Source organism: Flectobacillus major DSM 103, assembly GCF_000427405.1.
In the GTDB taxonomy this organism is placed as follows: Bacteria; Bacteroidota; Bacteroidia; order Cytophagales; family Spirosomataceae; genus Flectobacillus; species Flectobacillus major.
This window is the reverse complement of the sequence record NZ_KE386491.1, coordinates 1,524,108-1,545,442: the sequence shown is the minus strand read 5'-3', so window position 1 is coordinate 1,545,442 and position 21,335 is coordinate 1,524,108. Positions and strand designations below refer to the sequence as shown.

At 38.4% G+C, this 21,335-nt stretch carries 18 protein-coding genes; 4 read left to right on the top strand and 14 right to left on the bottom strand.

The annotated features are described in order from the left end of the window. Window positions 1–140 precede the first annotated feature (140 nt). From nhaD to FLEMA_RS0108205, 7 genes are all read right to left on the bottom strand, one after another. Window positions 141–1,421 carry a sodium:proton antiporter NhaD gene (gene nhaD / locus FLEMA_RS0108235; RefSeq protein ID WP_026995054.1) on the bottom strand — a complete coding sequence of 427 codons (1,281 nt, stop codon included), beginning with the start codon at window positions 1,419–1,421 and terminating at the stop codon, window positions 141–143. A 54-nt stretch (window positions 1,422–1,475) separates the two neighbouring features. Next, window positions 1,476–1,742: a hypothetical protein gene (locus tag FLEMA_RS0108230; RefSeq protein WP_026995053.1), complete on the bottom strand. Its 267-nt coding sequence runs from the start codon at window positions 1,740–1,742 to the stop codon at window positions 1,476–1,478. Window positions 1,743–1,939: 197 nt separating this feature from the next. Then, window positions 1,940–3,307 carry a sensor histidine kinase gene (locus FLEMA_RS0108225; RefSeq protein ID WP_026995052.1) on the bottom strand — a complete coding sequence of 456 codons (1,368 nt, stop codon included), beginning with the start codon at window positions 3,305–3,307 and terminating at the stop codon, window positions 1,940–1,942. Then, a complete protein-coding gene (locus FLEMA_RS0108220) occupies window positions 3,304–3,981 on the bottom strand; it encodes a response regulator transcription factor (protein ID WP_026995051.1) in 678 nt (225 codons plus the stop codon). Before FLEMA_RS0108220 ends, FLEMA_RS0108225 begins: the two co-directional genes overlap by 4 nt. Before the next feature lie 56 nt (window positions 3,982–4,037). After that, on the bottom strand, window positions 4,038–5,441 hold the full coding sequence (locus FLEMA_RS67960) for an aldehyde dehydrogenase family protein (RefSeq protein ID WP_044171112.1): 1,404 nt from the start codon (window positions 5,439–5,441) through the stop codon (window positions 4,038–4,040). Window positions 5,442–5,485: 44 nt separating this feature from the next. After that, the gene (locus FLEMA_RS0108210; RefSeq protein WP_026995050.1) at window positions 5,486–6,712 is read right to left on the bottom strand and encodes an MFS transporter; all 1,227 of its coding nucleotides are present in this window, start codon (window positions 6,710–6,712) and stop codon (window positions 5,486–5,488) included. A gap of 63 nt (window positions 6,713–6,775) precedes the next feature. Then, window positions 6,776–7,195: a carboxypeptidase-like regulatory domain-containing protein gene (locus tag FLEMA_RS0108205; RefSeq protein WP_026995049.1), complete on the bottom strand. Its 420-nt coding sequence runs from the start codon at window positions 7,193–7,195 to the stop codon at window positions 6,776–6,778. A gap of 351 nt (window positions 7,196–7,546) precedes the next feature. On the opposite strand from FLEMA_RS0108205, the gene FLEMA_RS0108200 reads away from it, so the two are divergent. Together FLEMA_RS0108200 and mog are read left to right on the top strand one after the other, a co-directional pair. Next, window positions 7,547–8,128 (top strand): TetR/AcrR family transcriptional regulator, encoded by a 582-nt coding sequence (locus FLEMA_RS0108200; RefSeq protein ID WP_026995048.1) that lies wholly within the window; start codon window positions 7,547–7,549, stop codon window positions 8,126–8,128. 487 nt (window positions 8,129–8,615) lie between these two features. Further along, a complete protein-coding gene (mog, locus tag FLEMA_RS0108190) occupies window positions 8,616–9,146 on the top strand; it encodes a molybdopterin adenylyltransferase (RefSeq protein WP_026995047.1) in 531 nt (176 codons plus the stop codon). Window positions 9,147–9,272: 126 nt separating this feature from the next. Here the strand turns inward: mog and FLEMA_RS0108185 are convergent, their stop codons facing one another. Together FLEMA_RS0108185 and FLEMA_RS0108180 are read right to left on the bottom strand one after the other, a co-directional pair. Further along, window positions 9,273–10,313, bottom strand: coding sequence for a helix-turn-helix domain-containing protein (locus FLEMA_RS0108185; protein WP_026995046.1), 1,041 nt, complete (start codon window positions 10,311–10,313; stop codon window positions 9,273–9,275). A 277-nt stretch (window positions 10,314–10,590) separates the two neighbouring features. Next, window positions 10,591–12,204 (bottom strand): S8 family peptidase, encoded by a 1,614-nt coding sequence (locus FLEMA_RS0108180; RefSeq protein WP_052354025.1) that lies wholly within the window; start codon window positions 12,202–12,204, stop codon window positions 10,591–10,593. A 216-nt stretch (window positions 12,205–12,420) separates the two neighbouring features. Between FLEMA_RS0108180 and FLEMA_RS0108175 the strand changes: the two genes are divergently transcribed. After that, window positions 12,421–13,656, top strand: coding sequence for an MFS transporter (locus FLEMA_RS0108175; RefSeq protein ID WP_026995044.1), 1,236 nt, complete (start codon window positions 12,421–12,423; stop codon window positions 13,654–13,656). Window positions 13,657–13,923: 267 nt separating this feature from the next. After that, entirely contained in the window at window positions 13,924–15,063 is a 1,140-nt protein-coding gene (locus tag FLEMA_RS0108165) for a MalY/PatB family protein (protein WP_026995043.1), read from the top strand. Between the two features lie 114 nt (window positions 15,064–15,177). Here the strand turns inward: FLEMA_RS0108165 and FLEMA_RS0108160 are convergent, their stop codons facing one another. The 5 genes from FLEMA_RS0108160 to FLEMA_RS0108140 all read right to left on the bottom strand — a co-directional run bounded on the left by FLEMA_RS0108160 (window position 15,178) and on the right by FLEMA_RS0108140 (window position 21,317). Next, window positions 15,178–16,653, bottom strand: a complete 1,476-nt coding sequence (locus FLEMA_RS0108160; RefSeq protein WP_044171109.1) for a hypothetical protein — start codon at window positions 16,651–16,653, stop codon at window positions 15,178–15,180. A 114-nt stretch (window positions 16,654–16,767) separates the two neighbouring features. Beyond that, window positions 16,768–17,490: a sulfite exporter TauE/SafE family protein gene (locus FLEMA_RS67955; RefSeq protein ID WP_044171108.1), complete on the bottom strand. Its 723-nt coding sequence runs from the start codon at window positions 17,488–17,490 to the stop codon at window positions 16,768–16,770. Between the two features lie 21 nt (window positions 17,491–17,511). Next, window positions 17,512–17,961, bottom strand: coding sequence for a FixH family protein (locus FLEMA_RS0108150; RefSeq protein WP_026995041.1), 450 nt, complete (start codon window positions 17,959–17,961; stop codon window positions 17,512–17,514). Between the two features lie 450 nt (window positions 17,962–18,411). Then, window positions 18,412–19,566, bottom strand: coding sequence for a hypothetical protein (locus tag FLEMA_RS67950; RefSeq protein ID WP_144080058.1), 1,155 nt, complete (start codon window positions 19,564–19,566; stop codon window positions 18,412–18,414). 113 nt (window positions 19,567–19,679) lie between these two features. Then, window positions 19,680–21,317, bottom strand: a complete 1,638-nt coding sequence (locus tag FLEMA_RS0108140; protein ID WP_026995040.1) for a RagB/SusD family nutrient uptake outer membrane protein — start codon at window positions 21,315–21,317, stop codon at window positions 19,680–19,682. Between the last annotated feature and the right edge of the window lie 18 nt (window positions 21,318–21,335).

The window sequence follows — 21,335 nt, the reverse complement described above, 5'->3', positions numbered from 1 at the left end:
GGAGAATTGCATCTCAATATTTTGAGTTCCACAAATACTAACTTTTTTTTCAAAAATTCACTAATTCACTCATTCACAACTCACTAAATCACTCATTCACTAAATCACTCATTCACTCATTCACTAATTGAACAAAATCTCTAGTGCATAAAATTATACAGAGCCAAATAGGTAGCGGCACCAGCTACGTAGCCTATCAAGGCGACAAAGGTGATTTTTTTGAAATACCACACAAAATCTATCTTCTCCATTCCCATAACAGCCACACCAGCAGCCGAACCAATAATCAATAAACTCCCGCCTGTACCTGCACAATAAGCCATAAATTCCCAGAGTTTTGAGTCGGTCGGATAAGTGGCCAAGTCGTACATACCCATCGATGCCGCTACCAAAGGTACATTATCAATAATCGATGAGGCTACACCTATTACAAAAACAATTAAGTCTTGATTGCCCAACGTTTTGTTCATACCTTCGGCAAAATGATGTAATAACTCGGTGCTTTCCAGAGCCGCAATAGCTACCAAAATTCCCAAAAAGAATAAAATACTAGAGGTATCTATTTTGCGAAGAGCATGTACTGCCGAATATTTCGACTTAGTTTCTTCATCTTTATCTTTATGAATAATTTCGGAAACCAACCAGACAATACCCAAGCCCAACAACATACCCATATAAGGAGGTAAATGTGTGACGGTTTTGAATACAGGTACAAAAAGTAATACTCCTAAGCCTACAACAAACATCGTATTTCTGGACGACACACTCACACTGCTACTCACCCCAGACTTATTCAGAAAAAGATTAGATTTAGTTTTTAACGTAAATGTCAGGTATATCAATGGTACTATCATCGAAACCAAACTTGGTAATATCAATTGGGACATAACCCCTGTAGCCGAAACCTGCGTACCAATCCAAAGCATTGTCGTAGTAACATCGCCCAAAGGAGACCATGCTCCACCTGCATTGGCAGCTATTACTACCAAGCCAACCATAATTTTGCGGGTATCGCTAGCGTGCATAATTTTACGAAGCAACGAAGCCATCACGATAGCCGTTGTTAAATTATCTAAAATGGCCGACATAAAAAATGTCAAAATAGCAATTATCCACATCAATTGCTTGATATTCTGGGTTTTGATACGATTAGTAATCACACTAAATCCGTCATGGGCATCTATCAGCTCGACGATAGTCATAGCCCCAAGTAAGAAAAATACAATCTCGGCAATATCGCCAAGGTGATGTGACAGATGCTCGGAAACCTGATGAGCGGTGTCGGTGCCCATCAAAGCATAAATACTCCAACAAAGTACGCCAGTCAACAAAGCCGAAGCCGTTTTATTGATATGAATAGAGTGTTCGAGCGTAATAGCCAAATAGCCAATTACAAAAACGGATACAAGTAGTAAAGTCATGAGATATTTATTGAATATTTAAAATACAATTTTTTGTTGAACAATAGCACGCTACTATTGAGAAGTATGCCTTATTTGCCGTTTTAAGTCAAATAGCTGCCGCCTAATATGTTGAAGCTCTTGTTCGCTGGCTACTTTCTTTGAAAACAAAGAGTCTTGTTGCATTACTGCCTGCTCATAATTGGTTTTATAATAACTTCTAGAAATACCAAGAAATATATTTCCCAAAGCAGAAAGTATAAGAAATGCACTCAAAACTGCAATCCCAAAAGGCATTCTTGCCTGAGCAGGTCGAGATTTTGTAATTAATTTCGCTTCCATGTTCATGCTATTAAATGATTGACGATGTAACAGCTACAAAGAAATACCAGAAGCTTGAAGGAGTACTGAAGAAGTACTTAAAAAGTACTTAATGAGAAAAATAACTCTATTCTGAGATAATTTAATGGTTCTTTCATAGCATTTGAGGGCTTTGAATACAATCCCCAAAAACAAAACTTAGCTGTTGTCATATTATTCTAATACAAAAGCTGAATCCGAAAAGTAGTTTTTTCTAAGGAATGAAACGGAACGGTGATTTGTCCTTTGTGAAGTTTAATAATTTGTTTTACTAGAGCCAATCCAATACCATAGCCACGCTTTTGGGCGGTTTTGTCGGAGCGGTAAAAAGTATGAAATATTCGCTCTAGCTCGTCTTGAGCCAAACCTGAGCCAATATTCGAGAAGTCTATTTGAATGGCTTCGTTGTTCCATGATATACCGACTTCAACACGGCTATCGGTAGAAAACTTACAGGCATTTTCCATCAAATTAAGAATAGCCACTTTCAATAAGTAAGGATTTAGCAATACAATCAATTGTCCTTCGTGGTCTAATTCTGTCAAAAAATCTACTTCTATAATATATTCGGGGTATGTTTTTTCTAACTGTTGTTTTGCATCCCAAATGAGTTCATCGATTCGGTGGGGTTCAAATAAAAAATCGTCATAGCCATTTTCTATTTTTGACAATTCCAGAAGCGTATTTGAAAGCGTTGTAAGGTCTTTTAAATCTACCATTACGGCATCTATTACTTCTTTGTACTCTTGCTGGCTACGTTCTTTAAAACGTGTAACCTCCAGCTGCGAATACATTCTGGCTAAAGGGTTGCGGAGTTCGTGGCTGATATTTGATATAAAAAAACGTTGTTGCTTAAAGGCCGAATAGGTTCGCTCCAAAAGCTCGTTGAATGTTTGTGCCAAAATCCCTATTTCATCTTTTGAATTTTCAACCTTTACCCGATTACTAGATAAAGCATACGGATAAATCTCATTTACCTGACTAACAACCAGCGAAATAGGTGATAAAGCCCGACCTGCAAAAAACCATCCTGCAATACCCACCACCACTACCATCAATATAAATAAGAATACCAAAATATAGCATAGTGCTTCTAGGGTAGCTTCGGTGTACACATCTTTTGCTCCTGCAAAAACTACAACACGATTATAGGGGCTATTGAAAGGCAAACCTATGATTTTCAGCCCATTTTCTTCAATAATAACCTCTTTGTCGAGTCGGGCTTTGTTGAGTAACTGAGGAGTAATATTAAAATTAATGGAATCGTTGCTTCGGTAAAGTTTTTGGTTTTTGTAATTAAAAATAGCAATATTTTCCTGCGAAAGAATATCCTTGTTGGCCTTATCGATTACCTTCAAGAGTTTGGCATCTACCTCTTGTACATTAATTAGCAACTCGGCGGCGGTTACTGCTTTTGATTTTAGCCGAACATAAAAACGGTTGTCGAGATAAGAACTCGTAAAAAAATAAATACTCGAAAAACAAATAGCCAGCATGGTCGATACCAACACAATAAACTGCAAAGTAAGTTTTACACGAATATTCATGGGGCATCGGATTTTAGGACATAGCCCATTCCATAAACATTATGAATCAGTTTTTGGGCAAAATCTTTGTCTATTTTTTTGCGTAATAAAGTCAAATACACCTCTACGACATTGAGTGTTGCATTAAAATCCCACACTTTTTCAATAATATCCATTTTGGAGAGTACTCGCCCCTGGTTACGCATAAATACTTCTAGCAAACCAAATTCTTTGGCTGTTAGGTCGATTTTAGTTTTTCCACGTATCACAGTTTTAGTATCAAGATTCATTTCCAAATCCTGAAACCGCAATAGATTTTGTTGAACAGGTACAGCATTGATCCTTTTCGACATCACCTTCAATCGAGCCAGTAATTCTTTAAATTCAAAAGGCTTTACCATGTACTCGTCGGCGCCTACTTCAAAGCCCAACAACTTGTCTTCCATTTCGCCCAAAGCCGTTAACAACAACAAAGGCGTTTGAACACCTTCATTTCGAAGCTCTCGACAAAGCTCTATGCCATTGAGTCCAGGCAATATTACATCACTAATAATCAAGTCAATACTTTCACGTTTGGCCAAATGCTTGCCCATTAGTCCATCAAAACAACATTGGGCTTCATAGCCATTTTCCTCAAGGCCCTGTTTGAGCCACTGAGCCAAAGTAGTATCGTCTTCTACAATCAGAACTTTCATGAGTAATTGAGCAAATTAATGAGTGATTTCTTCTTTTTCCCCTTCAAAGCCCCCTTTTATTTTACCCAGCCCACACCAAAAGGTTGTGAGGTATTGATAATAAAGGTTTTCTTTCTAAAAAACTTCTTATAATTAGAGAAATAGCTCTCAAAAGCCAACGATTCAGGAGTCATTTGTGGGTGTTGTCCTACCTGTAAAACCTCTTCCAAAGCAATATCATTGATTGACAGATTAGGAATCAACAAGCGATTACCAATAGCGATTGCCTCAGAAACAGATTGCGAGAAAATAGCTCCAGAATGACTTTGTGTGATAGCATTGACCCAAGTACTTACCTCGTCGACATCGTGATAAGCCATCACAGGTAATATCGGAGCTAGGGTTTCTTCGGTCATAATTTTCATATCGGGCGTTACATTGGTTATAATTGTTGGGCGACAGTAGTAGCCTCCTTCCCATTTTTCGCATTGCCCAATACCAGCCAACAACTTTGCTCCTTTTTCGAGGGCTTCCCAAAGCTGACCATTGATAATATTGATTTGCGATTCGGCAATAATTGGGCCAATCTGCCCCGATTCGGTAGTTGGGTATGCCAGTTTTATGAGGTTGGCTTTACCCACCAATCGAGAAAGAAACAAATGATATACATTACGATGTACATATACCCTTTCAATCGACGACGATGATTGTCCTGCATTCCAGAAACCACCTAGCAAAATTGCCGAAGAAGCTTTTTCCAAATCGGCCGATTCAGACACAATAACGGTATTTTTCCGACCATGTTGAATACTGGTTTTCTTGAAAAGACGGTGTGAAATATCAGAAACCAACAAAGCCTCGGTAGATGTACCATTATAACATACAAAGTCGACATAAGCACAAATAGGCTCTAAAATATCATCATTCCCTTCTACAATAGACAATACTTCTTTAAGCCCACGAGTGCGGTGAATCGTATGATTGATTACTTTCAAAAAGCGAGGAGTAATACAGCTTGGCTTGGCAATTACGGCACTTCCTGCCAACAAAGCGGGGATAATTTCCTTCATCAAATGAGCCAGTGGAAAACACCAGCCACTAATAACACCTACTAAAGGAAAAGGTTCGTAGTGATTTTCGAGCTTTAGAACGGGTATCGAGGTCGACAAAATTTCGGGTTCTCTCAACACCTGTTTTGCTATTTCGCACCAACTATTAATAGCCCTCAATACATAGCCTATTTCCTTCTCCGACTCGGTTTTACGACCAGTATCTTCTATCAATGCCTCCAACAAGTCGGTATAATAATCCTCTATCAAATCGCGCCAATGTTGAAGTACTTTTATTCTTGGTTCAATTCCCTTGACCAACCAATTGGGTTGGGCGGCTCGCAACGATATAGTTTTTGACCTCACACCATTGGCATCGGTCGGTAGAATCATATAATCATTTTTCCCTGTTCGGGGGTTTCTAATTTCCATAATATTAAATCTTAATTTATAGTTAGTTGTGAGCCTATCGAGGTTTATGATGTTGTTGTTAGTGTTCCTTTTACACGGGGTTTTCGCACCAACAATAGTGTTAGCAAAGCCGAAACACATAGTACTACCATAATTGTAAATGGAATTTCGTAAGTGCCATACATAGCCCTAAATTTACCAATCAGACCAATCCCCAAACTACCTGCAAGGGTGTCTATCATGGTAAAAACACCTAAAATCGTACCATACGATTTCCCTGCATAATAATCGGCAATCAGCAACTGAATCATTGTAAAAGCACCAGAATACCCTGCCCCAAAGGCAATAGCCACTGCTATTAATAATTGGGTATTTTGTAAAGAAAGTCTAAGCAAAATAGCTCCCAAAGTCAGGCAAGCAACAGAAAAGAACATTACTTTTTTCTTGTCTAATATATCGCTCAGCCAACCAAAAAACAATTTGCCAATAATACTACAAAAAAAGAAAAGCCCCCCAAATCTGCCCGCTTGTGCAGTATCCAGCTGTAAATCGTTCAGATACAAATCTTTGTTGAACAAAATACCATTGATACAAAACCATAACGAAGCCGTTGTGATAAGTAACACATAAAAGTCTCGTTGCTTGATAGCCCGACCAATAGTAATACCTTCAAGTATTTCAGGAGTATTGGGTATATCAAATTCGTAGATACGTTCTGTTTCGGAAGGTGTATTTTTGATTAATAACTGCGGCAACAATAGTAGGGCAATCGCTGGCCATGCCAGTGTAGCAGCAGCCTCACGCCAGCCACGAGCCTGACTCAGTTGGCCAGCTATAGGACTCAAAATACTAGCCCCAATACTAGAGGCATTCAAAAATATCCCCACTGCCAAGCCTCGGCGTTTTTTGAACCAGCGACTAATCAAAAATATACTAGGAATAACCCCACCCATACTCAAGCCCAAGGCATAAGCACCATAATAGCCTAGTAGGTGTTGAAGGTTTTGTATTGAAGCAAAAAACCAAAACAATAGAGCCATCCAAATCCCTGCCAATAGCAACAAATTTTTGGCACTAAAGCGGTCGAAAAGATAGCCAAAGATGGGTGAAAGAATGGCTATGCCCAAGTACATCAAGCTTGGAGCTTGGGTAATATCGCCCTTGGTAAGACCAAAATCTTTAGAAATACCCGGATAAAACACTGGAATGGTATTGATACCAAAGCCATTCGATGCTACATATATCAAAGATAAAGCCAGAAGAATCCACCAACCTGTATAAATTTTACGCATTTTTAGGAAAAATATCTAAATAATTGTAACAAACAAATATCTGACTTACAACAACTTACTTACTCAAAGTTTTGGACATACCGCTTTTGGTACAATCCGCACCACATAAAAATCTTTATTGTCCAACTCTTTTGGCAGTATTTTTGATTTTGTATACCCAACCGAGCGAGCCTCATTGGCATCCTCTTGGGACGAAGTGAGCAAGATATTTAGGTTTTGAGAATTCGCATTAAGCTTAATTTTTAGTGGTTCGTATTCGTCTACCTCCACCAATAATACCGAAGCATTTTCTTCCAAGCGTAAGCCAAAGCGTCCTTTCAAATCGGTTACGGTGGCTCTGTCGATACTGCCTTTTACTGTAATATTCACACCTTGAATAGCTTGCTGGGTTTCAGAATCGAGAACTCGACCAGTAATAATGCTTTGACTGAATGCTGTATTTATTAATAGTAGCAAACAGTATAAAAGAAGCGTTTTCTTCATTGAAATAAGTATTTTGGTAGCTTTTTTTTGTAAATTTAATGCCTAAAATAAAGCATTTTCAGCAAGGAATGAAATAAAATAGGATTTATAGCATTGTATCGATTTGGATGAGATTATCATAACATAATTTTTTTAAAAATACTTATTCAAAAAATATCAACAAATATTTATCAAACCACCTAAACTCAAATGAAAATAAGTAAATGTTCGATTTAAACACAACATTAACAATGTTCATATTATTAGCACCTTAAACCCACAAAGGCAGTTTAAAAGCAGTACATTACCTCGTATCGGATATTGACCACAAATATATAAATATCGTTCTACCTGATAGAACATACATTAACAATGGCAAATAATAAAGACTTTGATAAGAAAGACGCAATCCTAGCCGCAACCCTTGAATTAATTTCTAAACACGGTTTTCATAGCTCACCGATGTCGGAAGTGGCCAAGCAAGCCAACGTTGCAGCGGGTACTATTTATCATTATTTCAAAAGCAAAGATGAGCTAATTTGTGCCCTTTATGTGAGTCTGAAAGAAAAAACAACCGAGCAGCTTCTCAAAAACGACGACAGCTCTAAGAATTACCGTGATAGAATAAGAAGTTTTTATCTACAAAGCTTCCATTATTTTACCAAAAACTCAAAAGAGTTTTATTTCTTAGAACAATTTACCAACTCTCCTTTTTTACAAAATATTCCCAAACAAGACCTTCAAAAACTTGAGCAGCCAATCTATGACTTTCTACGTAAAGCTGTATTTACGCAAGCTGTAAGGGATATTCCTCCCAAAATTATGATTTCGATGGTATTGGGAAGCGTACATTCGTTAATAAAACTTCAACTTTCTGGAGAATTTTTATTGACAAGCTCAGACCTTGAACTAGCGTTTTTTGCTTGTTGGGACGGTATCAAAAAACAAGGATAGTAAACCCAATAATATGATAAAACACAATAGTAATAACAACGCACAAAATGAATACAAAATAGGCTAAATTTCTGTATTCGTTTTGTGCCTCGGTGGTATGTCCTACCTTATTTATTCTTCTTGTTAAAAACCTTAAAGGCTATAAATAAACCCAAAAGTATTAAGCCAAAAAAAGCAAAAGACATTATTTTTTCCAAACCATCTGGTAACTTTGACTGTAAGTATAGCATTTTGAATAATGTTATGGTGGTATGTTACTCGTTTGCGTAAAATTAGTTGATTTGACAAGCAAAGTTAAAGAATAGGGCAAAATAAGTTATGATAGATACGTATTGGGCAATATATATTTTGCTATGTACTTGTTCAGAATCTTAAAAAAGCAGCTTTAACTATTTGCTAAAATACTGATTAACAAATAGGTACATTTCACCATCAGCATACAACTCAAACGAATCCTTTTTCTTCCAAAAACATATCATACTAAGAAATGGAACAAATAAAAATTGGCGTAATCAATGTTTCTGACCGTGCTAGTGCAGGTATTTACGAAGATATTCCGGGTAAAGCGGTTGTCGAAACGTTAAAAGAGTACTTAGAATCTTCTTTTGAAACCGTTTATAAAGTTATTCCCGACGAGCAAGGCCTTATTGCCGATACCCTCAAGTATATGGCTGATATTGAAAAATGTTGTTTGATTGTAACCACTGGTGGTACAGGGCCCGCCAAACGAGATGTTACGCCAGAAGCTACCGAGGCCGTTTGTGAAAAAATGATGCCTGGATTTGGAGAACTAATGCGTACAGAAAGCTTGAAATATGTGCCTACAGCTATTTTATCTCGCCAGACAGCAGGTATTCGTGGGCAATCTTTAATCATTAACTTACCCGGAAAACCCAAGGCGATTCGTCAGTGCTTGGATGCAGTATTTCCTGCTGTACCATACTGTATCGACCTTATCGAAGGCCCTTATTTAGTTTGTAACCAAGCTATTATGAAGGAGTTTCGACCAAAACAATAAGGTATTTTTCATGCAAACTAATAGTAAATCTGGTATAATGGGTGAGTTGTTTTTCCTCTTAGTTGGCCAATATATTCACCAGCTAAGAGGAAAATACCCAATTTTTAACTGCTGTTCTTTGGAGGACTATATTCTATCTAATTCTATTTTCAGTTCATTTACCATGGTTTTGATACGCTCTAACGAAACCTGCGGTTCGGGCATTTCATAGCTCAAATATGCCTGACAGTCCCATATTTCGAGTATTTCTTTTAGGGCTATCTCAAAGCTAGTAATACTAGGATTGTCGGAACTTAACAATAATGTGCCTTTGATTTTGGCTTGGCTATAAACACGGCGGTAAATAATGCCATGCTGAGCCGATACCAAAATATAATAACTTCCATCTTTAATAACCGACCAATCTGTGATTTGACTACCTATTACCACTGCTTTTTTGAGTGGAAAATCATTGCCTGTTTCAAAAGCTCGGTGTTTGTCGCCCCTAAGGTTGGGCATAGCAATCTTTGGTAGGTTGTTGACAAAATCAGCCTTTTGGCAATTAACAAGATAGTCATTGATACGATTTTGATTTACCATAGGAATATTCCCTTGCGTTGTAGTAGCTATTACGGAAGTATTGGTAGGCGTAATAGGCTTGCTAGCCCCCACTGCGGCTGGCTTAGGAATATCACGGTTGCCTTCAGTAAAATTGTATTTTTTAGGGACAATCCGTTGTGATACCAAATTGATTTGGTTCTCGGTTCTAAAATATTTATCTACAACCGTCGCAATAACAGCTTGAGGTTCGGGACGAGGTGTGGCAGGTGGTGGTGGTGCCGAATAAGACAAGCCTTGATTGGTATTAGGAACAATAGTTGAAATCAAATTTCCTACCGATATTGGTTGCGTTTCTACTACCACTTGCTTGTAAGGATTGGTAGCGGTATTACTACCTGCCAAACCCGGTGTTTCTCGTATTTTACGAATATCTGTTTTAATCAAAGCATCAACCGACGTACCAAATACCTGTGCTATCATTTTTAGGTTCTCAAGGTTGGGATTTGCCCTGGCCTCTTCATAAGCTCCTAATAACGAACGCTTTATTCCGATACGGCGAGCAAATTGCTCTTGGGTTAAGCCATTGAGACGACGAAGATATTTGATATTATTGCTAACAATCGACATGATTTTTTCCTTTCTGCACTAGTTTGTTGTAGCCTTGATGTGTCTGACTTGGCCACGCTTTTCCGAAAATTACAAGATAAACTGGAAAATGACAATTCCCCTCAAAAATATAAGTAAGTGAGTAAATAGCTAATTGAATGATTAAAAATCTGGTACTCTCCCCATCAATTAGCGATTTGGCTGTTCATTCATTTTATGAAAATACTTTTTGACAAACCTTTATTCGCTTCTTGCCTATCAAATGTTTTTTTTCTATTCATACACAAAAGAAGCGTACTTATTTTAGGCTAGATTCTTCGGCCAATTTTACGGCATTGTAGGCATTAACTACCGCCCCCGTAATACTAAGTTTGCTAAACTCTACCAAATCGCCTGTACCGGGCTGATTGACTTTGGTATGAGGAAGCTTGATAGCCGAATTCAAAATAATTTTTTTGAGTTGCTTGGCCGTTAGCTCAGGATAATAGCTTTTTAGCAAAGCCGCCAAGCCTGTTACCACAGGTGCTGCCATACTTGTACCGCTCAAATCTTCGTATTTAGAACCCACTACGGTAGATTTCAAATCTACCCCTGGAGCAAAAACATCTACCGTTTTTGAGCCATAATTAGAAAACTCAGCAACAGCACTGGGAGGCTGCATCCAGCTTGTAGCACCTACTTCAATCCAGTTTTCGGCTATTTTACCATCAAGGTATTTTTTTGAAGGAAAATTATCATTAATATCTATATTTTCATTTTCATTTCCTGCTGCATGTACCAATAGTACGTCTTTCGACTCGGCGTATTTTACGGCTTCGTCGACTGCATATTTTTGTGGTGAAATAGACTTCCCAAAACTCATATTAATAATTTTCGCTCCGTTGTCTACCGCATAACGAATGGCATTGGCAACATCTTTGTCACGCTCGTCGCCTTCGGGAATAGCCCTCAATATCATCAATTTTACATCGGTGGCCACACCTTGAATACCTAATGAGTTGTTTCGGTTGGCGGCAACAATACCAGCCACATGTGTACCATGACGAGCATCGGGGCCTTTTACTTCGTTGTTGCCATAGTTTCTATCATTGACATTCTCAACATCATCGCCAATCAGGCTTCTTGGGTTATAAGTAAGATTTACGCCGTATTTAAACTGTGCATCGTAGTAAGTATATGCCTCTTTTAGTGAGGCCTCGTCTTGCCCTACCTTGGCTAACACGTCAAACATTCTTTTGGCTGATTTTACCTCTTCGGGGGCATCGGCATCTACTTTGGCTAGCTCTACAGCGGTTATCTCTTTGGCTTGTAGGTAGTCCATCAAAATAATTTTCGACTCAGTAAATTTATGATAAAGTTTAATCACAAAACTTCCTTGTTCGTCTAGCTCTTTTAGTTTTGCTTCGTATTTGACTTTATACTTTTTGTATTGTTCAAATTCAGTTTTAAGCTTTGGTGTAAGGGATACGTCGTCCTTCAAGCCCAAAAATTTATTTTTCAGCCTTGCATATTCACGTGTAAGCTCCATATTTTCACGAGCTAAATCTTCGCCATTGCGATTCCCCAAAAAATCCCAGCCGTGTATATCGTCAACAAACCCATTGTGGTCGTCGTCGATACCATTGTTAGGTATTTCTTTAGAGTTATTCCAGATATTATCAGTCAAATCCTCATGAGCAATATCGACACCCGAATCAATAATGGCGACGATTACGGTATGTGATTTTTTCTTATTCAAAATTTCTTTATAGGCCTTTTCGGTGCTAATTCCCATAACACCATCCTGACGAAAGTCTAAATTAAACCAATTATCAGGTGCTTTTGAAGGTGAAACTTCCAAATACTGGGCATCGAGCTGACCCGTTAGTAGGCAGAAAAAACCAATAAGGGCTATCTTTTGAAATCTTATCATGTAGTATTTTGACATTATGACTGAGCAATGTGGACAAATTCAGTCTGGTTATTCTTACAAAACTAAACAAATTATAAACTAATCTCAAGATTTTACTATGCTCAAACTAAATAATTAGCCATCTGAGTACTTGCGGAACTGAGTTCTACCCTTTTTTGTATTAAAACTAGATATTTCAAAGACTGTATATCCACAGTCAATTCAAAATACATCAAGATGAAGCCACTTTTATCCAATGCTTGGAAACAAAAATATTATCCATTTATCATCTGTTTTTCGGGGTTAATCATTTTAGTTGTCATCAATGGTTTAACATCTACAACGATTTCGGTATTTGACAGAGTATTGCTTGATGAGTTTAAATGGACTCGTTCCGAGCTCAAGCTACGCGACTCTATTCCTAATGCAACGGCCTTTCTTTTGATATTCTTTTCGGGTATGTTGATTGATCAATTTAGGGTAAAAAGGCTTTTATTGGCGGGTAGCCTGATTCTTACCGTGGCATTGAGCCTATACAGCATGATTCATAGCAAAGCCGAAGCCTACTTTTTGCATTTTTTGTTTGGATTAGCCTATACGTTGTCTGGCTCGGTTTCGGCTATTATTTTGGTATCTAGCTGGTTTAAACAATATAAAGGTTTGGCATTAGGTATTACATTGGCAGGTACAAGTTTGGGCAGTTTTGTTTTTCCCAATATTATTCAATCGTGGTTGGCTTGCTATGGCTGGCGTGAAACCTTCCTGCATTTAGCTATTTTCCCGGCTTTGTTGTTTATTTATATTTTATTGGTCGTAAAAAGTTCCCCACAAGAAATGCAAATTAGTGCATTTGAAGGACGTACACAATCGAAAAATACTGTTTCTGCCGAGCCACTTTTACAAGGCATGAGCTTTCAGGAGGCTTCTCGAACAGCAACATTCTGGCTTATTTGTATCTGTGGATTTCTTACTTTTTATGGGCTTTTGGGTGTGGTATCCAATTTGTTTTTGCATATTACCGACCTTGGCTATTCAAAGCAAGATGCCACTTTTGCCTTAACCCTTTATTTTGGCGTAGCCTTTGCAGGCAAATTACTTATTACGTCTACTTCTGACTATTTTAATACCTATCATGTTTTTACTTCTTGTTGTATTTTAATGACAATTTCGGTGTTTGGCTTTGCTTCGCTCAATCCCCAGCTAGTTTATTGGTCTACAGCAGGAATGGCCCTGAGTTGGGGTGGTATTTATTCTTTATATAATGTACTTACTATCAAAACGTTTGGACTAAAGTCGGCAGGAAAAATCAGTGGAACTATCAATATGTTTGAATCGGCAGGGGCATTTTTGGGGCCAATAGTTACAGGATATATCTTTGACAAAACCCATTCTTATCAAAATGCCTTTCTGATTATTGCAGGTATTATGGCTTTTGCTTCCTTACTTTCATTATTATTTTCCAAAAATAAGTAGTATAATTGAAGCCAAGTAAACAAACTAATTGGCCAACCAACTATCAGCTGTTTGATAATAAGGCACATACCAAAAACATACTTTGGGGTATATACCAAATACCATTATTTACTTTTTATCTAAAAAATATGAAATAGACTCCTCAGCAAGATGTTCTAATTGTCATTTTTTTTATTTACAGAACAAAGTATCATAATATCAAATAAGCCCGCTCAATTTAGCAGGCAGAACCAACACCCAAAAACTCTTTATTATTTGCATTCTCTTATGTTCAATTTTGACGAAATCATCAATAGAAGAAATACTGATTCATTTAAGTGGGATTTTAATCGTGACCCCGAAAACGTATTGCCTATGCCTGTGGCAGATATGGACTTTAAATGCCCTCAACCCATTTTGGATTCGCTCATAGAAGTAGCACAACATGGCGTTATGGGTTATTCGTTTGTACCCGATACCCTCAAAAACCTTTTTACGCAACGAATGAAGGATTTGTATGGCTGGGAAATACAAAACGAATGGCAAGTCTGGATTCCAGGATTGGTACCTGGTATTACAACAAGCTATAAGGCTGTTGGCGACATGGGCGACGAAGTACTTACTAGTATTCCTGTATATGGGCCTTTCCATCAGAGTCCTGCTTGGGCTGGCAAAAAGCTTATTACTACCGATATGATACTGGTAAACGACCGCTGGACTTTTGATTTTGAGGCATTAGAAAAAGCTATTACACCCAAAACGAAGGTATTTATGCTATGTAATCCTTATAACCCCGGAGGAACAGTATTTACCCGCGAAGAATTGGAGCAATTGGTGGCTATTTGCCAAAAACATGATATTGTTATTTGTTCAGACGAAATACACTGTGATTTAATTCTGGAAGAAAATCTACGTCATATTCCAACGGCAAGCTTAAATACCGCAGCCGAAAACAATACTATTACCCTTATGGCTCCTAGCAAAACCTTTAATATTGCGGGTTTGGGCTGTTCGGTAGCCATTATTGCTAATCCAGATTTGAGAGAAAAGTTTGTTTGGGCTAAATCAGGCGTATTTCCAGAACTCAATCGCTTTGGGATTCAGGCAGCTTATGCGGCTTACAAAGATTGTGAGCCTTGGCGACAAGCATTGGTAGCGTATCTTAAAGAAAACCATGATATTTTACACAAGGCAATTAATGCGATTGATGGCCTAAAAATGAATAAGTTAGAAGCTACTTATTTGGCTTGGATAGATGCACGAGGTACAGGAATTAGTAATATCAACGAAGTTCTTCTTGAAAATGGCTTGCGTGTGGTAGATGGAAAAATATTCAAAGGAGAAGGCTTTTTCCGTGTAAACTTTGGCTGTCCACGTGCTACTCTACTCGACGGTATAGCTAGGATAGAAAAAGCTTTTGCTTCGTAAAATTTAATAGCACCCTTATTACTTATAGGTAGCAAATGAATTAATAGTCTATTTGCTACCTATAAATATTATCATCAGAATTTTTAAATCCTCAAATCTTGCAAATCCAAATACTTACAATGTCGCTTCACCTAATAATACTTGTTGTCCTCTTAACGTAATTACGTCCATCCATTTACCTCTTCGTACTACCAGCGACACTTTGTCTTGTGCTGATTTGGCAGCAGGGTTAAATGCTGCTAATAAAATTTTGTTGTTAGTTACAACAGCCCTTACAATAGGCAGTGATTTTTTACTAAGTTCGGCTGCATTGAGGATTTGAAAGGTTTTTCCTCCATCAAAAGATACTTCTGGAATAATAGGCTCGAAATTCTGCGAAAGCAGAGCATTGTGTTTACTCAAACGATACAAACCCGATATATAAGCATGATAGCCCGAAAAATTACGAAATAGATTATACTCTGTTGGTTGATTGGACACCATTTTGTCCATATCGTCCCAAAACCAAGCTCCTTTAGCTCCCGACAAAAAGGTAAAAATAGGCATTGCTTCTGCCCAAGCCAATGGTACTTCAAACGAGTTGGGAGGGGTAGTAAAAACCCACTGCAAAGGAATACGTGGAATTTTTGACCATTTGGCATTTACTTCTTGGTCGGCTACAATCATATACATTCCATCATTGTATTTTACATTATCTGGTGTAAAATACCCCCCTGGTGTTTGGAAATCCATATAATCTGTAAAATTTTTGCCGTCTGCTCCAGCGGGCTCTCGCCAAAGCCACGTTACATTATGAATATTGGTATAATTTTCGGGGTTCAAATTACCGATTTCGGTTGGGCAACCAGGATTATAACTTCCGAGTCTGGTAGTTTTTATAAAGCTATTTCTAGCATCCTGCAACATCATTCGGTATTTCTTGGCCATTGCGGTTTTGTAGGCTTGCTCAAACTGTGCATCAGGAATCGCAAAACCTGGCGAATTAGGAGCTAAAACTTGCCTTGAGGGGGTGTACCATACATTTTCGACATCCCAGCAAAATATATCTACAGTAGCTAAATATCCCTGTGGTGGACAATCATGAAAATGACTTTCGCACAACCCTCCTAAATTGCTTAGATAAAACTTAAATTTTTCGTCAGTATCCCAAAAAGGGTCTGCTCCGCCCGCACCGTGGTCGGCAAATCGTGAGCCAAACTGGTTAAAATAATTAGCCCCCATCAACCATGCTCGCTTTTTAATAGGCAAAGTGCTAAAATCATTATCACGCATTCGAGAAGCATCTAAATGCGTAAATCCATGCAACAAAGCCTCTGGCACTGTTTCGTTGGCCATTCTAGCTCCTTGAAATACCAATGTAAATTTTTCGGGCAGACTAAATTTGGGCAACGATTCCCACTGAATACTATTCTTTTCTTGAAGTACTTTATAAGGAAAAGCGGGCGTTAGCTTCAAACGATTTTTGAGCTTAGTAGTATCAATTTCTATTGTGGCGTGTTGTAGAGCTATTTTGGGATATTCTTTCATATACCAGAATCCACCGCCCAAAAGGGCCAAAAAAAGGGCTGTTATTTTCAAAATTTTATACATTTTGTGTAAGACAATCTTTAATTCAAAGTCGGTATAAAATACTCTCTCTGACAAATGTATAAACGTTTGAACGGAAAACAATATTGAAAAAAAAGGAAAGATTATACGGTAACACTACCTTGTGGCGGTGCCTGTTCCGTGGCAAATAGGTATCTGGTTAGATTGTGGTGCTGTATCAAATTTGGGGCTTACATAAGGAATCCCGAGGTTGAGCCCTCTTATCACAAAAAATAAAGCTAGTAAAAAAGAATATACAGGTACGACCTTCTGAAATCGTATCCGAAAAGTACTTTTGAAGATTTGAGGCAAAACGCCAAGAGCCAAAAGTGCTGGCGAAGTACCCAGCCCATAAGCTATCATATACAATGCACCATACAAAGGCGTAGATGTAGCCGTAGCTCCAGCCAAGGCAATATACAATATTCCGCAAGGTAAATAGCCATTAAAAACACCCAAAACAAAAAACCCCAAAAACGATTTTTGTTGAATAACACGTCCTACTTGCTGCTTGGTACTGGCTAGTATTTTCTGAAACCTTGATAATGATATAAGATGATGAAAAAACAACAAGGCAAACATTATCACCCCAATCGAAATAGAAAGCCATTGTTGTAAACCCGCCCATTGTAAACCTAGCCCAAAATAGCCAAAAATATACCCTAAGCTTGCATACGCCAAAATACGACCTATATTATAGGTAAGCCTTGCTACAAATGCCTTTCTTGCCGAAAAACCACCCACAGGCAAAGCCAAAGCGATGGGGCCACACATACCAATACAATGTAGACTACCAACCAGCCCTGTCGCAAATGCTACAAAAAGTAGGGTTACTTCCATGATGTTTGTGTTAGTGGTCAATTACTTCACCATAATTTCGTCTTCCAAATAATACTCTTCTCGGCCGTCTGTCCAGGTAGCCTGTACTTTCCACAAGCCCTTTTTCAAGTTATTGGTCGGAATAGTCAGTAATGAGTTACTTTGGCTTGTAACAGGTACCGAAAAATCAAGATTTTTGTCGGAAGGACGAAAAAATGTTACCTCTCCTTTTTGGATATAAGTAGGAAGGGCAATTCTCACAGTGTTATTTGTTTCTGAATAGGTCATTATATTTTTTTGATTTAAACGTGAGGTATTCTTTATTCTTTCTATCTGTTGTTGATAAACTACCTCTTGCTGATAATAATTATCGGCCACTAAATCAACCCTCTGCGATACCATCCGATATACCATAGTACCAATAAATCCAGCAAATAGGATAAAAGTTAGCACAATGCCTCCTCCCCAATTAAATGTATTTGAACGTGTCATAACAAATGTATTTTAGTAGCTCTATCCTCTTTTATGAGCTTTATGGATAGCTAGTACTGTACGAAAGTTTACGTGCTATTGCAGGTTTTGGTATTTAGAAAAAAGGCTGTTTGTTCATGAAATATATCTGGCAAAGCGTTCAATGAGCACTCCCTCCAGTATCAAAAAACTCAACCTAAGATTCTTACAATTCTTTATACAGCTCTAAATAGATAGCTCAAAATTAGCGTAGGAACTCCAACTAAATAATGACCAATGTTAGCCTTAAAAATGAGTTTTCTTACAAAAAAATAGCCTCATCTACCATTCAGGTTTATGAGGCTATCTGCTATTATTTTGTTTGTACTTTTGAGCTGTATTTATCAGTGATATTATAAAACAAAGCCATGAATCAAATACCTAATAATGAATTATTTAATCCAAAAACAACTCTCTTTACAGTACTTTTATTTATTTGACAAACATAATATCATCAAGGTAAATCAAATCAGCTTTGTCTGGTCCTTTTGGTCGGAAGCCCAAACGTGGCACAATACTTCCCGAATACATAAAATCGAGGTCGGCAATAGCAATTTTATAATAATTCCATACTTTGGCTCTTACCAAAATTTGGTTTTTGTCAGTAAATTCTGCAAAACCCGCCTTAGAGGCATCAGAGGTAATCCACAATGGTAAGTCGTAAGCACCACCTTTAATTGCAAAAGTAAAATACTTATATTCGGAAGTATAATAAAAACGTGGCCACCAGCTAGTAAAGCCAAACCACGACCACCCACCCACATTAAATGCTACCGAAACAGATTTTTTGCCTGCAAAGGCTTGGTCTGAATTAACCGTCACAGGATTTCCCCATGAATCGCCCGTCCAAACGCCTTGTCCATCGGCACTAGAAATAGGGCCAAAGTCTTCTGTAAAAACAGGTAACGCTACATCGGCATTCACAAACTCATCGGCGTATCGGGTTGTACCACTCGAATTGGTAATATGAAACGTAATACGGCTCAAAGTGGTAGTTGGCACATTCACCACCAATTTGTCGGTAGCTTTTGATACAATCGTACATATAAGGCTGTCTTTGACTGGTGTAGTTGGGCTTGCAGGCACTGCATAAGCAACCACCTTGGTAACATCGGCAAAGTTCTTCCCTTTGAAAGTAATATTACCTCTACCTTTTCCAAAATTAACAATATCATAAGATGCAACATTGGGTTTGGCAATAACCTTAAAGGCAAAAATAGCCTCCCCACGGGCAGTCACCAAACGGATTTTATTGGTAGCCGTCGAGTCGGTTGGGGCATCGGCAGGCAGTCTGATAATCAAGTCGGTATTGGTATTATAGTTGGTATTGAATGAGGTTTCGTACTCATTAAAATAGGCTCTAATTACACCTCCTAAGTTTTGTCCATTAATTACTAGCAAGGTATTAGGCTCTGCTCCAACAATTGTACTGTCTTTGTGGCGAGCTACGGTATCTAGTACATATACTCTATTGATAACAGGCTGCCCCGAAGACGAAACGCCATCTAAATCGGATTCTTTACAAGAAGACATGATAGCAACAATGGAGACAACCATCAAGCCCAGCTTACATAATATATGATTCATTATTTTTTTCATTTTTCTAAGATTTTTCTAAAGGAGCTTATACCTTCTCTTTTAAAATAACACCAAGAGTAACTTGGCATTCAATACGCCTCTTGGCCAATAAACTAGCCGTCCTAAAACTTGTATGGTACAGGTGGTTTTCGGAGGTTTGGAGCCATTGCCATTTCGGTATCAGGGTATGGCAAAAACATCGTAGCATCGCTAACTGTATAAGTACGTGGATTTACAATTGTAATAGTAAATTCACGGATACGATTAAAGGCATAAGTTCCGGGTTTGATCTCAAGCTTATAATCGCCTTTTTGTTGAGCATTAATCATTGCTTTTGCCTTGGTAGGGTTATAATAGTATAGCCGAATGATGTCGTACCAAGCATCGCCTTCTACTGCAAACTCATATCTTCTTTCATGCAAAAGTTTATCAATATTGAAAGACGTTACCGAAGGCAGTCCTGCTCTATTCCGTACAGCATTGAAATATTTGAGAGCTTCGGGGTCGGCAGTAGAAGTATTATTGCCCAATATAGCTTCTGCATAAATCAAATACACATCGGCCAAGCGTTGCATATAAGTATTGTTGCCAGTGGCTTGCATTTGTCCTTTGCCATCGTTGTCGTCGGGACTACCCACTATGTATTTCTTGAAGTGAGCAAGGTTACTGTATGTACCAGCATCGGGAATACCCTGTGTCCAGCCTCCTCCTTTTTTGTTTAGCTCAGGATAGTGGTCGCCTGGAAACATAAAAGTTGCTTTTCTTCGTAAAGAATCTAGCGGGTCTAGGTTCAAAATATAGTCGGCCGAAGCACCATGACCGCCCCCCCATCCGTCAGCTCCTCCAGTAATAGTACTATTGGCAGCAAACTGCGATTGAAAAGTATTACCCACACCCCAAGGGTCGCGGAGAGGCACCCACTGCAAACCAAATAATTGCTCGGAATTGTTGTTATTTTTAGTAAAAAACAAATCGGCGTAATTTTCCATCAGTTTGTAAGGACTATTCTGGATTACGTCTCTGGCATAATACTTGGCACTATCCAAATACATTTGGTTGCGTTGCCCATTGGTAGAGCCCAACCCTGCACGTGTCAAATAGAACCTTGCCAACATTCCTTCGGCCGAGTATTTGCTCAATCGCCCTCCAGTAGTACTAACGGGCAAATTTGCCACAGCATATTGCATATCACGAATGGCAAACTCCCAAACACTTTCTACGGTATTTCTCGACAAAGTGGTATCGCCACCCTGCTTGATATTATCCGTAATAATAGGTACTGGCCCCCAATTTTGTACCAAAAAAGAATAAGCCAAACCACGCATATAACGAGCTTCGCCAATGGCCGTTTTTTTGGCAGCCTGCGAAACCGCTGGTTTTGAATAAGTATTTACATTGCTTATCAAAACATTGGACTGAGCAATGATATTATAAAAAGACGACCACGAGTCTTTGAGAGCTCCGTTGGTATTGGATACGGCAAATGAGCAAAACTGAAGCCAGTCGGCTACATAAGGCGTAAAAAAGTTACCTCCACGCCCATCGCCAAAAGCCAAAAGCGATTGGCCGTTTGCTCCTGCCCAAACTTGGTTATATAATGCCCCAGTTGAAGCCAAAAGCTCGGCATCGGTATTGAAAAATGTACCTGCCGTAAGGTTACTCAATGGTGGGCGTTCAAGAAAATCTTTGGTACAACTACTTGCCAAACCACAAATAGTGAAGAATATAAATAAAGGCTTTAAAATCGTATATTTTTTCATGGTATTGCTATTGATTAT

What these genes read in the sequence shown, in the direction of transcription:
- FLEMA_RS0108225 (WP_026995052.1), bottom strand. Translation starts at nt 3,307, where the DNA reads ATGAATATTCGTGTAAAACTTACTTTGCAGTTTATTGTGTTGGTATCG.
- mog (WP_026995047.1), top strand. Translation starts at nt 8,616, where the DNA reads ATGGAACAAATAAAAATTGGCGTAATCAATGTTTCTGACCGTGCTAGT.
- FLEMA_RS0108205 (WP_026995049.1), bottom strand. Translation starts at nt 7,195, where the DNA reads ATGAAGAAAACGCTTCTTTTATACTGTTTGCTACTATTAATAAATACA.
- FLEMA_RS0108165 (WP_026995043.1), top strand. Translation starts at nt 13,924, where the DNA reads ATGTTCAATTTTGACGAAATCATCAATAGAAGAAATACTGATTCATTT.
- FLEMA_RS0108140 (WP_026995040.1), bottom strand. Translation starts at nt 21,317, where the DNA reads ATGAAAAAATATACGATTTTAAAGCCTTTATTTATATTCTTCACTATT.
- FLEMA_RS0108150 (WP_026995041.1), bottom strand. Translation starts at nt 17,961, where the DNA reads ATGACACGTTCAAATACATTTAATTGGGGAGGAGGCATTGTGCTAACT.
- FLEMA_RS0108200 (WP_026995048.1), top strand. Translation starts at nt 7,547, where the DNA reads ATGGCAAATAATAAAGACTTTGATAAGAAAGACGCAATCCTAGCCGCA.
- FLEMA_RS0108180 (WP_052354025.1), bottom strand. Translation starts at nt 12,204, where the DNA reads ATGATAAGATTTCAAAAGATAGCCCTTATTGGTTTTTTCTGCCTACTA.
- FLEMA_RS0108220 (WP_026995051.1), bottom strand. Translation starts at nt 3,981, where the DNA reads ATGAAAGTTCTGATTGTAGAAGACGATACTACTTTGGCTCAGTGGCTC.
- FLEMA_RS0108230 (WP_026995053.1), bottom strand. Translation starts at nt 1,742, where the DNA reads ATGGAAGCGAAATTAATTACAAAATCTCGACCTGCTCAGGCAAGAATG.
- FLEMA_RS67960 (WP_044171112.1), bottom strand. Translation starts at nt 5,441, where the DNA reads ATGGAAATTAGAAACCCCCGAACAGGGAAAAATGATTATATGATTCTA.
- FLEMA_RS0108160 (WP_044171109.1), bottom strand. Translation starts at nt 16,653, where the DNA reads ATGTATAAAATTTTGAAAATAACAGCCCTTTTTTTGGCCCTTTTGGGC.
- FLEMA_RS0108185 (WP_026995046.1), bottom strand. Translation starts at nt 10,313, where the DNA reads ATGTCGATTGTTAGCAATAATATCAAATATCTTCGTCGTCTCAATGGC.
- nhaD (WP_026995054.1), bottom strand. Translation starts at nt 1,421, where the DNA reads ATGACTTTACTACTTGTATCCGTTTTTGTAATTGGCTATTTGGCTATT.
- FLEMA_RS67950 (WP_144080058.1), bottom strand. Translation starts at nt 19,566, where the DNA reads ATGAATCATATATTATGTAAGCTGGGCTTGATGGTTGTCTCCATTGTT.
- FLEMA_RS0108210 (WP_026995050.1), bottom strand. Translation starts at nt 6,712, where the DNA reads ATGCGTAAAATTTATACAGGTTGGTGGATTCTTCTGGCTTTATCTTTG.
- FLEMA_RS0108175 (WP_026995044.1), top strand. Translation starts at nt 12,421, where the DNA reads ATGAAGCCACTTTTATCCAATGCTTGGAAACAAAAATATTATCCATTT.
- FLEMA_RS67955 (WP_044171108.1), bottom strand. Translation starts at nt 17,490, where the DNA reads ATGGAAGTAACCCTACTTTTTGTAGCATTTGCGACAGGGCTGGTTGGT.